Raw genomic sequence first — 15,587 nt, 5'->3', positions numbered from 1 at the left:
AGGATGCTTGATACGGTTACGCAGAGCGCAAATTGGACAAACAGCCGGAAGAAAGCAGGTTTCAGACACATTCTGGTGCGATTGGGGTGGGGTATGTTTTCTTATATTAAAAATCAGTGGCTTTCAATCTCGTTGAAGAAAAAGCTGGGTGCATTTTCCGTGGTTGTCATTTTGGTAATGGGTCTGTCCATTGCCTTCAATATGCTGGTCATGAATTTTTCCCTGGAGAGTTTTAACGTGATACTCAATGACAATTCCCTCTGCTATGATGTGCAGGAGTCCATGGAGCAGGAAGCGGATGCCTTTGAACTCTATGTGAGGGAGCGGTCCTGGGAGAATGCAAAGCAATACAGGCTGGCCTGTTTTAAGACGGAGAGCAGTCTGGAGGCCCTGCCCTTTGACTATGATGTCATTGGGCCTGAGCGGTATGCCAGGACATGGAATATTAAGAATGGCTATGAAGGCTACCAGACTTTCCGGGACCAGGTCCTTCACATGGACCAGTCGGATGAAGGATTTGTGGAGCAATTGTACAGGGTATATGGAATGCAGGGTTATCTGCAGACTTACGCCAGAAGACTGATGCAGTCTACCCTGAAGGAGGGAAAGCGCAGCTACCAGGAAAAGGTTCCTCTCCTCTATGACCTACCCTACATGATTATGGCCTGTTCCGTCCTGATGATTATTACGGTTATCTGTCTGACCAAGCTTCTGTCCAATACCCTGATTGCCCCCATGGTAAAGCTGGCCCACAGTTCCAGGGAGATAGCGAGAAATGATTTCGGCGGTGAGGACCTGGTGGTGGAGAACCGGGATGAGATGGGAGAGCTGGTACAGGCATTTAATAAGATGAAGCATGCCACAGAGGGGTATATCAATACTTTGAAAGAGAAAAACGAGATGGCGGAGCGTCTTCATAAGGAGGAGGTGGAGCGCATCGAGATGGAGAAACGTCTGGACGCGGCCCGCCTGGAACTGCTTAAGAGCCAGATTAATCCCCATTTCCTGTTTAATACCCTGAATATGATATCCTGTATGGCTAAACTGGAGGAAGCCCAGACCACAGAGCGGATGATATCCAGCCTGGGAAATCTCTTCCGCTATAATCTTAAGACCTCGGAGCAGATTGTGCCCCTGGAGCGGGAGCTTAAGGTGGTGCAGGACTATATGTACATACAGCAGATGCGTTTTGGCAGCCGTATCAGCCATGACCTTAGGGTGGAGGTGGACGGCAGCGAGACCATGATACCGGCTTTTACCCTTCAGCCGCTGGTAGAAAATGCCATCATACACGGCATAGCCAGGAAGGAGGAGGGAGGGAGGATATTTTTAAGGATATGGAAGCGGAAGGACAAGATAGTCATTTCCCTGGCTGACACCGGTGTGGGGATGGAGGAAGAGGCGCTCAAAAGGCTTATGGATGCCCTTAAGGGACACCGGACAGCCAGGGTGGGAATTGGGCTGGGGAATATATATCAGAGGATTAAATCCATGTACGAGGATGGGGATTTGAGAATCTACAGCAAGGCAGGCAAGGGGACCGTGGTACAGATTATCCTGCCTGCCGCCCGGGAAGAGGACTATCAGAAGATATAAGGGGGGAACGGATGTTGCGTTTACTGATTGCGGATGATGAGATGATTGAGAGGCAGGTCCTTTATAAGACGCTGCAGAAAAATCTGGGGGACAGGTGCCGGATTTTCCAGGCAGCCAACGGCAGGGAAGCCCTTAAGATCTATGAGGAAGAGAAGATACAGATTGCCATTCTGGACATCGAGATGCCGGGCATAAACGGCATAGAAGCTGCCCAGCAGATCCGGCAGGCCGACAAGGACTGCTGCATCATATTCCTGACAGCCTTTGACGAGTTCTCCTATGCAAAAAAGGCCATCACGGTAAGGGCCCTGGATTACCTTCTGAAGCCTTACGACGAGGAGGAACTGATGTTAGTGGTGGAGGAAGCCATGCATATTGCAGGGGAACACCGGCAGGATGAAGGGGATGGGGATAAAAATGAAAATGAGATTCCTGCGCCGCCAGATACAGAGGAGCCGGAGGACGGAGGACATGCCCGTCTGTCAAAGGTTACATCCTTAATCAGCCAGTACATACATGAGAATTATATGTTTGACATTTCCATGCAGGATGCCGCAAGGGCCATGAATTATTCAGAGGCCTATTTCTGCAAGCTGTTCAAGCAGTGTTTTGACCAGAATTTCACATCCTACCTGACACAGTACCGGATAAAGGAAGCCAAGAAGATGCTAAGCCAGCCAACGGTCAATGTGAAGGAGATTGGAAGGGCAGTGGGCTATGGGGATTCCAATTACTTTGCAAAGGTGTTCAAGCGCATAACGGGACAGAGCCCCACTGAGTACAGATTGTCTATTTTCCAGAAGGGATAAAGATTGTATAAAGACCATATATGTGATATTTGCATAAATGGATGGGAGAAACAAGTTAAAATCCTACTATGATTCACAAAAATTTACTATGTTCAGAAACGCAAAATACTCTTATAATAAAATCAGTGTTAAGAAAACATAAAAATATCATGTGAAAGCATGAAAAAAGTATTAAGAGGAGGACACGTTTCATGAAAAAAAGATGGATTAGTACCGCGTTGTGTGCAGCAATGGTAGCCGGCTCCCTGGCAGGCTGCGGCTTAAAGAGCCCTGATGCAACCACAGCGGCTCCCGCAGCAACTGAGGCACCTACAGAGGCCGCAAAGGCAGAGGGGGATGCTGCTGAGGAGTCAAAGACAGAAGCAGCTGATACCGAGGCAGCAGCTGATACCAGCGACATGCCTGAGGTCACTCTGGTTATGGCAGAGGTTAACCCGTTAGACACCATTGTGGGACAGACTGATACCAAATTTAAGGAGACTGTTGAGGAACTGTCCGGCGGCAAGATTAAGATTGACCTGCAGGCCAGCGGTGTACTTGGTTCAGAGAACGACGTTCTGGATACCATGCTTGGCGGCGGCGGCACCATTGATATTTCCCGTATTTCCGCATTTGCCCTGACAAGCTACGGCGCTGAGAAGTCCGTGCTTCTGTCCATTCCTTATACATTTGCAAACCGTGACCACTTCTGGAAGTTTGCTGACAGCGAACTGGCTCCTGAATTCCTCATGGAACCTCATGACAACGGACTTGGCGTAAGAGGCCTGTACTACGGCGAGGAAGGCTTCCGTCACTTCTTCACAGTTAAGGAAGTTAAGGGCTTAGACGACTTAAAGGGCATGAAGCTGCGTGTGTCCAATGACCCGATTATGAATGGTATGGTGGAAGGCCTCGGCGCAAGCCCAACGGTTGTTTCCTTCAACGAACTGTACTCCGCACTTCAGACCGGTGTTGTGGACGGTGCTGAGCAGCCAATCGCAAACTACAAGTCCAACGCATTCCAGGAAGTTGCTCCAAACCTGATTCTGGACGGCCATACACTGGGCGCAATCCAGGTTATCATCACAGATGAAGCATGGGATAAGCTGACAGAAGAGCAGCAGAACATCCTGATGGAAGCCGGCAAGGTTGCATCCCAGTTCAACAGAACCATTTCTGAGGAAGCTGAGAACAAGGTGCTTGAGGAATTAAAGGCCGATGGCATCAACGTGGTTGAGGTTCCTGATATCAAGCCATGGCAGGATGCTTGTAAAGGCATCATCGAGTCTTCTACAAAGGACCAGGCTGAACTGTATCAGCAGATTCTTGACATGAACAAATAATAAACGGCAATCAGACAGGCACAGGGCAAATGAATAAACTCTGTGCCTGTAGTTTTTGAAAGGGGAATCAATATGCCTGCAATATTTCAAAAGATTGATAAAATCAGGCCTGCATATGATATGACATACAGGGTTGTACTGTTCCTTTGCAAGCTGCTTCTGGTAGTGGATATCCTTATCACCACCATGGCTGTGGCAGGAAGGTACATTTCGTTCATTCCCGATCCTGCGTGGAGTGAAGAGGTTGTTCTGACCTGCATGTCCTATATGGCAGTGCTTTCGGCAGCTCTTGCCATCAGAAGAGGCGCCCATATCCGCATGACCGCATTTGACCGGTATCTGCCCGCTAAGGTGGTAAAGAGCCTTGATATCATCGCTGACCTGGCAGTACTTGCGCTGGCGGTAATCATGATTACAGTGGGCTGGAAGTATGCAACAGGAATCGGCTCCAAAGGTACCTATGTGAGCATGCCCAAGGTTTCCAGGTTCTGGATGTATTTCCCGGTGCCTCTGGCCGGCGTGGCCATGCTGGTTTTTGAAGTAGAGGCCTTATACAATCATGTTAAGAGTTTCTTTGTAAAGGAGGGGATGGAGTAATGGATGCAAATAGCATGGCAATTCTGGTTTTGCTGGGCAGCTTCTTCCTGATGGTATTCTTACGGTTCCCCATCGCTTATGCGGTGGCGCTTTCATCTGTGTTCTGCCTTTTGTTCCAGGGACATAACCTGACTACCATCTGCCAGCAGATGGTAAAGGGAATCAGCTCCTTCAGCCTGATGGCTGTTCCCTTCTTTATCACCATGGGATGCCTGATGGGTTCCGGCGGTATTTCCGAAAAGCTGATTGCACTGGCCAATGCATGTGTGGGATGGATGCGGGGCGGCATGGCAATGGTTAATATTGTCGCTTCTTATTTCTTTGGCGGTATCTCAGGTTCTGCTTCTGCAGATACGGCTTCTCTTGGTTCCATCCTGATTCCCATGATGGTGGACCAGGGATACGATGACGATTTCTCAACAGCAGTAACCATCACTTCATCCTGTGAGGGACTGTTGGTGCCTCCCAGCCACAATATGGTTATCTATGCCACCACGGCAGGCGGTATCTCCGTGGGAAGCCTTTTCCTGGCAGGATATATACCGGGAGCACTGCTGGCCGTAACGCTGATGATAGGATCCTATATCATTTCCGTTAAGCGTAATTACCCTAAGGGCGAGAAGTTCAGCATCATCAACCTGATTAAGCAGCTGAGTGTTTCCTTCTGGGCTCTGGCAGCTGTGCTGATAGTTGTATTCGGCGTGGTGGGCGGTGTGTTTACGGCCACAGAGTCCGCAGCAGTTGCTGTTATCTACAGCCTGATTGTCAGCGTGTTTATCTACAGGGGACTGGACTGGAAGGGCGTATGGAGAGTCCTGGGAGACAGCGTGGACACCCTGTCCATTGTAATGATTCTCATTGCCACATCCAATATTTTCGGATTCTGCCTGACCCAGCTGCATGTGCCTATCCTGGCCGCCAGCGCAATCACCGGCATGACCAATAACCCCATTATTCTGGCCCTGCTGCTGAACCTGATTCTTCTGGTGCTCGGATGTATCATGGATATGGCGCCAATCATCCTGATTGCAACCCCTATCCTGCTGCCTATCGCCACATCCATTGGTCTGGACCCGATTCAGTTTGGTATCATGGTAGTGCTTAACTGCGGTATCGGACTTCTGACACCTCCTGTTGGCGCTGTTCTGTTCATTGGCTCTGCGGTTTCCAAGGTGCCCATGGAGAGGGTGGTTAAGGCTACGCTTCCATTCTATGTGTGTATGATTATCACCCTGCTGCTGATTACCTTTATTCCGGCTGTCAGCATGTGGCTTCCATCTGTACTGGCCCACTAATAAATGAATACCGGAAAGCAGTTTATCATGTTATAATGAAAGTTCAGAGTGGCGGCCATGTCGCCACTCTGTTAAGATTCAGGACATCCGTACAAGGAGCATATGAATGAGATACAAATACACATACAGGACAACAGCGCGGGATTTATGGCAGCTTTCCATGTATTATATATACGGTTCGCTGGCAGGACTTTGTAATATCATATTTACAGTGGCGGCATTTGCCTTGGGCTTCTCCAGGTGGGACCAGGCCCAGGGGATCGTGAGGTGTCTCATTGTGCTGGGGTGCTGCCTTTTTACAGTTATCCAGCCGCTTATGATTTATGCCAAGGCAAAGAAGCAGGCAGCGGGGATTACCCAGGACACCCAGGTTTCTATTGACGACAACGGGCTTTACATCCGGGTGGGCGATGACACGTCGCAGCTGCCGTGGAAGTCGGTAAAAAGGATATCCAGGAAACCTGCCATGATTATCATATTCAGCGATACCACCCATGGATTTATATTTACAAACCGTGTGCTTGGAAATGAGAAAGAAGAATTTTACCGTTATGCCTCCTCTAAGGTGGAAGGCAGGAATGTGCATAATTAAAGGACAGGCCCTCCTTGACCGGGTCTGGTAACTGGGGTATGATATATGCGAAGGGAGGGACGGCTGCTTGAGAAAAAATGTGATTTACCTCATGGGCTGCGCCGCTGTAATGATTCTGGCCGCGTCCTGTGCAGGCAGAAGCAAGGACAGCACGGCGCAGAAGACAGTTCCGGAGTTCGTCCTGACATATGCTGAGAATCAGGCGGAGGATTATCCCACCACCCAGGGAGCTTATAAATTTGCAGAGCTGGTACATGAACAGACCGGGGGCAGGGTGGAGATACAGGTCAATGCGGGCGGTGTTCTCGGAGACGAGAAAACAGTGATTGAACAGCTTCAGTTTGGCGGGGTGGATTTTGCCAGGGTATCCCTGTCGCCCCTGGCTGAGTTTGTGCCCAAGCTGAATGTACTTCAGATGCCCTATCTGTATACAGGAAGAGAGCACATGTGGAAGGTGTTAGAGGGGCCCATTGGCACGGATTTCATGAATTCCTTCGGCGGTTCCAGCCTGGTGCCGCTGTCCTGGTATGATGCAGGCGCCCGTAATTTCTACAGTACGGCCGGGCCCATTGAGTCCCTGGACGACATGAAGGGGCTTAAAATCAGGGTCCAGGAATCTGAACTGATGATGGATACGATTCAGGCTCTGGGTGCCACGCCGGTGCCCATGGCTTTTGGGGATGTATATTCAGGCCTGCAGACAGGGGAGATAGACGGGGCCGAGAACAACTGGCCTTCCTATGAGTCCACCAGGCATTATGAGGTGGCCAAATATTTCACCCTGGATGAACACACCAGGGTTCCGGAACTCCAGCTGGCAGCCCAGTCCACCTGGGATAAGCTGCCGGAGGAATACAGGAACATTATACGGGATTGTGCACAGAAATCGGCCCTGTATGAGCGTGAACTGTGGGATGAGCGTGAGAAGACCTCAGAGGACAGGGTCAGGAGAGCCGGATGCGTGGTGACGGAGCTGGATGCCAGGGAGAAAGAACGGTTCCAGGAAGCCGCGGCCCCTATGTACGAAAAATACTGTTCTGAATATGTGGATATTATTGACGATATCATGGACGCGGGCAGACAGTGACAGGCTTCAGATTGGACAGGATAGAAATGAATTAGAATATAGAGCAAAAAACAGACCATGGTCCGTGCAGTGGCTCCATGGTCTGTTTTTTGATTAATTTGGTTCTATACTGAATGTTGGGGTGTGCTGAAAAGCACACTTCCAACATTCTTTTCGTTGTAATAAAATACATCTATAAGAAGCCTCCTAAACACATTATCCCGACCAAAGTTTAATGTTACGGAGGTGACCCCTTATAGATGTACCCTAATTATACCAAGGCCTTCCTTAACTTGGAAGGTGTTTTTATTAAAAAAGTGGTTCAGGCAGACTCTTTCATTAAAATTTTCATCCAGTCCCAACCGGTAGAACAGACTTGTCCCTGCTGTGGGGCTAAAACTAAACGGATTCATGATTACCGTTTACAAGAAGTCCAGGACATTCCCTTACTGGGAAAACAAGTAATCCTGCTCCTTCGCAAACGCCGCTACCTCTGCCCATACTGCCGCAAACGGTTCACGGAATCCTATTCGTTCCTCCCCAGCTACCACCGCAGGACCCGCAGACTGGCATTTTACATTGTCTCCCTGCTCCGGCAGACCTTTTCCTTAAAACAGATCGCAGAGCTTACCGGTGTTTCCGTCCAGACGGTCTGCCGCCTTCTGGACACGATTTGCTATCCTCCGCCTGACCAGCTTCCACAAGCGCTTTCCATTGACGAATTCAAAGGCAATGCTTCTACCGGTAAATATCAGTGCATTCTGGTTGATCCGAAAAAGCGCCGGATCCTCGACATTCTCCCGGATCGGACACAGAGCCATCTGGCTGATTATTGGCGGAACATTCCCAGGAAAGAACGCCTGAAGGTAAAGTTCTTCGTCTGCGATATGTGGCGCCCCTACACCGAACTTGCACAGACCTTCTTTCCAAACGCTACAATCATCGTGGATAAATATCATTTCATCCGGCAGGTGACATGGGCGATTGAAAATGTACGCAAACGGCTGCAGCGGTCCATGCCGGTTTCTCTGCGTAAGTATTATAAACGCAGCCGGAAACTCATTCTGACCCGCTATAAAAAGCTGAAGGATGAGAACAAACAGGCCTGTGATTTAATGCTTCACTATAGCGAGGATCTGCGTCTGGCACACCGCATGAAAGAGTGGTTTTATGATATCTGCCAGATGGAAGCGTATCGTCAGCAGCAGAGGGAATTTGATGACTGGATTGCGAATGCACAGAGCTGTGGGATCAAGGAATTTGAGGACTGTGCTAAGACCTACAGGGCCTGGCGAAAAGAAATCCTGAATGCCTTTAAATACGGATTGACAAATGGTCCCACAGAAGGATTTAACAACAAGATAAAGGTATTAAAACGGAGCAGCTACGGAATCCGGAATTTCAAACGGTTCCGAACCCGGATACTTCACTGTACATCATAGGATAAAAAGGTCGGTAATGCGGAGGCTTATTTGGCATGCCCAAAATCAGTAAAACCTGGAACTAAACATAAAAAGGGCCCTTTTCATAGAATTGGGGCGGGATTTTAACAAATCCCACCCCAACTATTGACAAAGAGCCATTAATTTATTTACAGATAGACTCAGATAAGTGTCAGCCCAGGGGTACGATGGTGACATTATCCCCCGAACCGTTATCAGGAGACGGTGCCTGTGATGCCTGAGTAGGTGATGGTGCCTGCGGCGCCTGAGTGGGAGACGGTGCCTGTGACGACTGAGTAGGCGATGGCGTCTGCGGGTCGGCGGGAGACAGGGCAGCTGTTGTGGCCGCGGTGGATTCTGCGGCTTTAGTGGATTCTGCGGCCTTAGTGGTCTCCTTGGCTTTGGTGGTCTCCTTGGCCTTGGTAGTCTCCTTGGCTTTGGTGGTTTCCTTGGCCTTGGTAGTCTCCTTGGCTTTGGTGGTCTCCTTGGCTTTGGTGGTCTCCTTGGCCTTGGTGGTTTCTTTGGCCTTGGTGCTTTCCTTGGCCTTGCTGGTTTCCTTATCCGTGCCCGAACCTTTGGAGCTGCTGCCGTTAGTGCCGTTGGTGTCGTCTGAAGGGAATTCCTTGTCACGGCCGCTGAGGTCTATGCCGTCTTTTACGCTGAAATAGGAGCTTTTTATGGTATTGCCCGCGTAATCCGCCACAAATACTACAAGGGTCTGAGTATCCATGGGGAAGGTGATCTCTCCGGATTCTTTATTAATATGGCTGGGTTTGACAGTTTTTTCCTCTTCATCCGTGGCATAGACAGCATCAAAGTTAATACCGGACTGGCTGTCCTCCGCTGTAATGGTTAGAATGCCGTTTTCCATCACATAATCTTCCTGTATGGTAGGCGCCATATCGTCCAGGGCTTGAATGGTGTCAGACAGTCTGGCAGACATTCCGTTCCATCCCTTCACATATATCTGCAGAGTCCCGTTGCTGGTCAGGGTGGCAGTGTAGACTCCCTTTTCCTTTTCCATTTCAAGGGGCTGGGATTCCATGGTGACGCTGGTTTCGCGTATGGGGAGAAGGGAACGTATGCGGATGGATATATCCACGCTGCGGTAATCCCTGGTGTCAGATACATCATACTCTATCTTTGGTTTGGATGTGGCCACAATGAATATGACCAGATTGATTAGGATAAAGGGGAGTATGTAGAATACCAGGGTATGCAGTTTTCTGTTATCGTTCCATGAACGTTTATTATAGGTGTTGCGTTTGGTGCTTCTGCCGCGGTTGCCGCCGTAAGAACCGGAAGCACGTTCGCTGCGGGGAGCCGAATATGACGAATGACGATCCATGAATTATCCTCCTTAAGTATTGCGGAAAAAATACTTCTATAGCATATCAGAAATTCTCTTTTCTTACAAGTTTAACTTGGAAAATGGCAAAGATTCCACAATACCCTTCAAAATGCCGCCTGAATATGTTATGATAGGTATGATTCCTGACATCAAAGGGAGAGGTACATAAGGAATATAAATAGTGCTATCACAGAAGGAGTAAGACCTATGATTGGAGAAGCGGCTGCGTTTGCAGATAAAGCCCACAAGGGAGCTTTCAGAAAGGGCACGAAGATTCCGTACATCACGCATCCCATGGAGACGGCAGTGATTGTGTCCGCCTTTACGGATGATGAGGAAATCATTGCGGCAGCGCTGCTTCATGATGTTATGGAAGATGCAGGAGTTACCAGGGAAGAACTGGAGGACACGTTTGGTTCCAGAGTAGCGGATCTGGTAGTGGATGAGAGCGAGGATAAAAGCCGCAGCTGGCAGGAGCGAAAGACCCGTACGGTCAGACATCTCTGCACGGCTTCCAGGGAGATTAAGATATTGGCTCTGGGGGACAAGCTCAGCAACATGCGCTGTACGGCCAGGGATTATCTGGTGGTGGGCGATGCCATATGGCAGCGGTTTAATGAAAAGGATAAGCGGAAGCATGCCCGGTACTATTGGGGGATAGCCCATGCTCTGAAGGAGTTGGAGGACCACCTGTATTTCAAGGAATATGTGATGTTATGCAGGGCCGTGTTCGGTGAGGATGTTATTTCCTCAAATAAAGACATGATGCGAGGAGAATGTGAATGATCAGATGTGGGAAAAAGTCGAAGATTCTGGCTGCTGTCTTGGCAGCCGGAATTATTTTAAGTATGCAGGGAATGACGGCATTCGCCGGAAGTACAGGGGTAGGTGCGGCTAAGCCGGCCCAGACAGGTCCGGGTGTGGCAGCACAGAATGACAGCCAGCCGGGTCAGGCTGGGGGGCAGACAGTACAGCCGGAGGGCCAGAACGGCCAGACGGAGGGACAGGCAGCCCAGGCGGAAGGCCAGACAGGCCAGGCCGAGGGCCAGACAGCTCAGCCGGTGGGCCAGGAACAGAGCACACAGCCGGTTACGGGCCAGGAACCTCTCCAGGTGAATTACAGTGCTTTTATATTGCAGCAGGGATGGAGCGCGGTCACGGCTGATAACAATTTGTGTTCAGCCCCGGTCAACTCATGGGTCACTGCCGTAAAGGCTAATCTGATTCATATTCCGGACGGTACACAGGTGGGTATTCGCTACCAGGTGAATCTGAGCGGTACGGGTTGGCTCTCCTGGGCGGAGGACGGAGCTGAGACAGGAGGAGCAGAAGGCGTCATGCCTCTGGAATCCATACGCATGGAACTGACTGGCAGCGGCGCAGCCGCATATGATTTATACTATAAAGTACTTCAGAACGGCGCCTGGACAGACTGGGCGGCCAATGGCGCGTCCGCCGGACAGGAGGGGGCAGGTCTCAGGGTGGACGGCATACGGGCTTCCATCACGGCTAAGGGTGCAGGGATTCCTGCGGAACCGGTGGTTCCCCATGGAATTGACCCATCCAGGCCCATGATTGCCCTTACATTTGATGACGGACCCAAGACATCCGTGACCAGCCGGATACTGGACAGTCTGCAGGCCAATGGAGGAAGGGCAACATTCTTCATGCTGGGTTCCAATGTGAACGCCAATGCAGGCGTAATCAGGCGCATGGTGGACCAGGGATGCGAGGTTGCCAACCACACCCATGACCACAAATACCTGACTAAAATCGGTGCAGAGGGAATTGTAAGCCAGGTGGGCTCTACCAACCAGAAGATCCAGGCTGTCTGCGGCGTATCACCGGTCCTCATGCGCCCGCCGGGCGGATATATTGATGGGGCATCCCTTAACGTGCTGGGCTCTATGGGTATGCCCGCCATCATGTGGTCCATTGATACCAGGGACTGGCAGCACAGGAATGCGCAGAGGACCATTGACACCGTGCTGAGCCAGGTAAAGGATGGGGATATCATACTGATGCATGATATCTACAGTACAACAGCAGATGCGGCGGTGGTGCTGATTCCGGAACTGACAGCGCGGGGATATCAGCTGGTGACAGTAAGCGAGCTGGCGGCCTACAGGGGAGGAATTGCTCCCGGACACAAGTACAGCCAGTTCAGACCGTGATTCTTCAGCTGACAGTGCAGAGGCAGGTAAATTAGAGACGGTATTCCTTCTAGCGGAGAGGGGATACCGTCTTTTTGTCCGCCCTGCTGTCAATAGGGGCCGGGGATTGATTGAGCGTCCCAGCATATAAGTACCGGCATATCAGGCCCGGCATATAAGTCCCTCCATATGAGGTGAATAATATCGGAATTACCCTTGATTCTTGTTCTCAGGTTATGTATAATAAGACCACAGATTGTTTTCTTCAGACATCTGGCTGTGCGTCTGCACAGAGGCGAGGTTTTCTTCTGAAACCCGTGTTTCCCATTTTAGCAGGCAGTTTTCATCTGTGCACATTGACATATTCATATGATTTGTATACTGTTCTCCGGCAGTTTGTAAAATGGCAGATAGCCGGGAGGAATGCTTATGGCATATAGAGAGAAAAGAATACCGCCGGAAAGACGGTTGAATATAAGAGGTAAAATGGACAGAGCTGTGTTTGCTGTGACCGCCGTGGCGACAGCTGTATTCTGGCTGTCAGGCAGCGGGGCGGCCATGGCGGCGCAGGAACCGCAGGAGGAAGGTTATGGCGCAGAGCTTCGGATCACCCGGGATGTGGAGACGGCAGAGGACGGTGGAATCCGGGAGCCGGCTGACCGGTATTGGGACGGTGATGGAAAGGAGTACCGGCTGGATTCCTGGGAGATAGTGACAATTCCAGGACAGGATGTCAGCCGGCGTCTGGAGCGGAAGATGGTGTATACTGGTGTGGAAGGGGCTGAAGAGATTCCAGGGTCCATTTCTTTGAAGGAGGATGTATCGGGAAGCCAGGCAGAAGGAACCCTGTTCCTGAGGAAAAGCCGGATTGTAAGAGAGGAGTGGCAGGATGGATTTACGGCGCCTGTCACCTTTCACGCCTACGGTGCGGATGAATACCATGGAGGTTCCCTGGTTATACCGGGGGACGCGGTTTTAGAGACCTGCGTGTCCATGGGGGGACAGCTGCTGGAGTTTATGGGCCTGTCTCCCCTGGAGTACCGCATACTCTCCGCAGACTGGTATGGGGAGTCATACGAGGATGAGGAGGGGAGAATGTGCCGCCAGGCCATGGTCTGGGGACAAAAGCTCCTTAGGGACTATAAGGCTGAATATGAAGGGGAAGTCAGCTGGATTAAACCGGAAACCCAAGAGCTGAAGATGGTTTACAGGCAGATTTCCGCGGTTTCTCCTGCAGCTTTGGAGACAGCTCAGGGGGCAGAACATGTACCTGCGCCGGAGATTCAGGGTGAAGGCCCGGAAGGAAGTCTCTGGTACTGGGTACGCAGCGGTTTTGTCATAACGGTGGGGGCTGGACTCATAGGCATAGGCGTGGGACTGCTGGCTCTTTTGGCAGTGTGGTACAGGCAGAACCGGCGGGAGCACCGAAGAAGATGCCTGCCCCGCATAAAAGGTTGAGCCCTGCGGCTCAGGTATGATATACTTCACATAACAAGGGAGGGATAAACTCCCGTTAGAAAAGGAGAACAGATATGACAAATCCTGTGTATGACAAGCTGAGAAACTGCTATGACAGCATAAAAGATAAGATTCCCTTTGAACCTAAGGTGGCACTGGTGCTGGGGTCCGGTCTTGGTGACTATGCGGAGCAGCTGGAAATCCAGGGGACCATTGATTACCACGATATAGAGGGATTTCCGGTATCTACGGTACCCGGACATAAGGGCAGGTTTGTGTTCGCCCGTATAAATGAGGTTCCGGCCGTGCTGATGCAGGGACGGGTCCATTATTATGAGGGCTATCCCATGTCAGATGTGGTCCTGCCTGTCCGTCTTATGAAGCTTATGGGAGCGGAAATCCTCTTTCTGACCAATGCGGCCGGCGGAGTCAACTATGATTATGGGGCAGGGGACTTTATGCTCATAAAGGACCAGATATCCTGCTTTGTCCCCTCCCCGCTGGTGGGGCCGAACCTGGAGGAGCTGGGACCAAGGTTCCCGGATATGAGCCATATATATGATGAGGACCTGAGGGATATTATCCGCTCCACTGCTCTTGAGCTTGGAATCAGGATACAGGAGGGGGTCTATGTGCAGCTTACAGGACCTGCCTACGAAAGCCCGCATGAGGTGAAAATGTGCAGGATACTGGGCGGGGATGCAGTTGGCATGAGTACGGCCTGCGAGGCAGTGGCGGCCAATCACATGGGGATGAAGATATGCGGTATATCCTGTATATCCAATCTGGCCTGTGGTATGACAGACGTTCCTCTGTCCCACAAGGAGGTCCAGGAGGCGTCGGATAAAATGGCCCCTCTCTTCAAAAAACTGGTATCAGAGTCCATCAGAAAACTGGGGAGTATTTAAACTTTTATGAAAAATTAAAGAAAAAGACATAGTAAAATAGTGTTTTTCGTAGTAATATGTAACGTGGACAAAGGCAGGGGGAATATGCTGCCCGTCCTGGCATAGTATATGACATATCATGATTTAGAAAAGAGGAGATTATTATGAAGAGACACTATTTGGCAGTTGCAGTCCTGGCACTTGCATTGGGGATGACAGCTTGTTCTTCCGGCAATAAAGAAACTACAGCGGCCCCAACTACTACAGCATCCCAGACTGAGACAGAGAAAGCGGCAGAAGCAGAAGACGATATGGAACTGGAATACTTCTATGGTTTTGTGGGAGAGGTAGCTGATAAGGTGGTTACCGTTAAGGACGACGAAGGCAAAGAAGTGAAGTTTGATGTATCTGAGGCTAAGATTGAAGGCGCAGATGCCATTGGAGAAGGTGATGAGGTAGAGGTTGCCTACGCAGGTGAGCTTTCCGCAGACACCACCAAGGCAAAATCAGTGGATATCGTTACATCTGCAGCAGCAGAGGCAGCGGAAGAGGCAGCCGCTGAGGAGGATGACATTGTCACAGGAACCGTAGAGAAAGCAGACGACAATACCCTGACCCTGACCACGGACGAGGGTACATATACCTTTAACACCAAGATTGCACAGAAGGTATCCAAGGACGGCATCAAGTCCGGAGTACAGGCAGATGTGACCTACTACGGGGACCTGGAAGACGAGACCGACAAACCGGTGGCCACCAAAATTGTGACCGAGGATGCCATGGACTCAGAAGACGCTAAGATCAATACTCTTTCCGGCAAGGTGGCAGAAGTTGGGGCGGATTATGTGGTCATCGACACAGCGGACCCGGAGAATACCCTGTTTACCTTCCTGGGAAAAGAAGGAATGTTTGACAAACTGAAGGTAGGGGATACCGCAACTGTTATCTACGAGGGGACCCTTACAAACAAGACAATTACAGCTACCGGCGTGAAGTAGAGAAGATGCAGCTGGCCGCGG

General features: G+C 50.5%; 14 protein-coding genes. 13 read left to right on the top strand and 1 reads right to left on the bottom strand.

All coding sequences use genetic code 11. The annotated features are described in order from the left end of the window. Positions 1–93: 93 nt before the first annotated feature. The 8 genes from CGC65_RS28585 (at position 94) to CGC65_RS28550 (ending at position 8,719) form a co-directional block, all read left to right on the top strand. Positions 94–1,596, top strand: a complete 1,503-nt coding sequence (locus CGC65_RS28585; RefSeq protein ID WP_038282362.1) for a sensor histidine kinase — start codon at positions 94–96, stop codon at positions 1,594–1,596. A gap of 11 nt (positions 1,597–1,607) precedes the next feature. Beyond that, positions 1,608–2,405 (top strand): response regulator transcription factor, encoded by a 798-nt coding sequence (locus CGC65_RS28580; protein WP_007035590.1) that lies wholly within the window; start codon positions 1,608–1,610, stop codon positions 2,403–2,405. Between the two features lie 191 nt (positions 2,406–2,596). Further along, positions 2,597–3,727, top strand: coding sequence for a TRAP transporter substrate-binding protein (locus CGC65_RS28575; protein WP_002568943.1), 1,131 nt, complete (start codon positions 2,597–2,599; stop codon positions 3,725–3,727). 72 nt (positions 3,728–3,799) lie between these two features. Further along, the gene (locus CGC65_RS28570) at positions 3,800–4,324 is read left to right on the top strand and encodes a TRAP transporter small permease (RefSeq protein WP_002568942.1); all 525 of its coding nucleotides are present in this window, start codon (positions 3,800–3,802) and stop codon (positions 4,322–4,324) included. Next, positions 4,324–5,619 carry a TRAP transporter large permease gene (locus tag CGC65_RS28565; RefSeq protein ID WP_002568941.1) on the top strand — a complete coding sequence of 432 codons (1,296 nt, stop codon included), beginning with the start codon at positions 4,324–4,326 and terminating at the stop codon, positions 5,617–5,619. The genes CGC65_RS28570 and CGC65_RS28565 overlap by 1 nt, the downstream gene beginning before the upstream one ends. Positions 5,620–5,725: 106 nt before the next feature. Further along, entirely contained in the window at positions 5,726–6,211 is a 486-nt protein-coding gene (locus tag CGC65_RS28560; protein ID WP_002568940.1) for a YcxB family protein, read from the top strand. 67 nt (positions 6,212–6,278) lie between these two features. After that, positions 6,279–7,298 carry a TRAP transporter substrate-binding protein gene (locus CGC65_RS28555; protein ID WP_002568939.1) on the top strand — a complete coding sequence of 340 codons (1,020 nt, stop codon included), beginning with the start codon at positions 6,279–6,281 and terminating at the stop codon, positions 7,296–7,298. Between the two features lie 239 nt (positions 7,299–7,537). Further along, positions 7,538–8,719, top strand: a complete 1,182-nt coding sequence (locus CGC65_RS28550) for an ISL3 family transposase (protein ID WP_002578414.1) — start codon at positions 7,538–7,540, stop codon at positions 8,717–8,719. 172 nt (positions 8,720–8,891) lie between these two features. On the opposite strand, the gene CGC65_RS28540 is transcribed toward CGC65_RS28550, so the two are convergent. After that, positions 8,892–10,067 (bottom strand): hypothetical protein, encoded by a 1,176-nt coding sequence (locus CGC65_RS28540; RefSeq protein ID WP_002568937.1) that lies wholly within the window; start codon positions 10,065–10,067, stop codon positions 8,892–8,894. 210 nt (positions 10,068–10,277) lie between these two features. Here CGC65_RS28540 and CGC65_RS28535 point away from each other — a divergent pair, with 210 nt between their 5' ends. The 5 genes from CGC65_RS28535 (at position 10,278) to CGC65_RS28515 (ending at position 15,566) form a co-directional block, all read left to right on the top strand. Next, a complete protein-coding gene (locus CGC65_RS28535) occupies positions 10,278–10,856 on the top strand; it encodes an HD domain-containing protein (RefSeq protein ID WP_002568936.1) in 579 nt (192 codons plus the stop codon). Beyond that, a complete protein-coding gene (locus CGC65_RS28530; protein ID WP_002568935.1) occupies positions 10,853–12,244 on the top strand; it encodes a polysaccharide deacetylase family protein in 1,392 nt (463 codons plus the stop codon). The genes CGC65_RS28535 and CGC65_RS28530 overlap by 4 nt, the downstream gene beginning before the upstream one ends. Before the next feature lie 408 nt (positions 12,245–12,652). Next, complete coding sequence (locus CGC65_RS28525; RefSeq protein ID WP_002568934.1) at positions 12,653–13,681, top strand: hypothetical protein; 1,029 nt, start codon at positions 12,653–12,655, stop codon at positions 13,679–13,681. 74 nt (positions 13,682–13,755) lie between these two features. Next, a complete protein-coding gene (locus CGC65_RS28520) occupies positions 13,756–14,589 on the top strand; it encodes a purine-nucleoside phosphorylase (RefSeq protein ID WP_002568933.1) in 834 nt (277 codons plus the stop codon). Positions 14,590–14,732: 143 nt separating this feature from the next. Beyond that, positions 14,733–15,566, top strand: coding sequence for a hypothetical protein (locus tag CGC65_RS28515; protein WP_002568932.1), 834 nt, complete (start codon positions 14,733–14,735; stop codon positions 15,564–15,566). Positions 15,567–15,587 lie beyond the last annotated feature (21 nt).

The organism is Enterocloster bolteae, from assembly GCF_002234575.2.
GTDB classification, from domain to species: Bacteria; Bacillota; Clostridia; order Lachnospirales; family Lachnospiraceae; genus Enterocloster; species Enterocloster bolteae.
The sequence above is the reverse complement of the archived record's forward strand: the minus strand, read 5'-3'. Positions and strand labels throughout refer to the sequence as shown.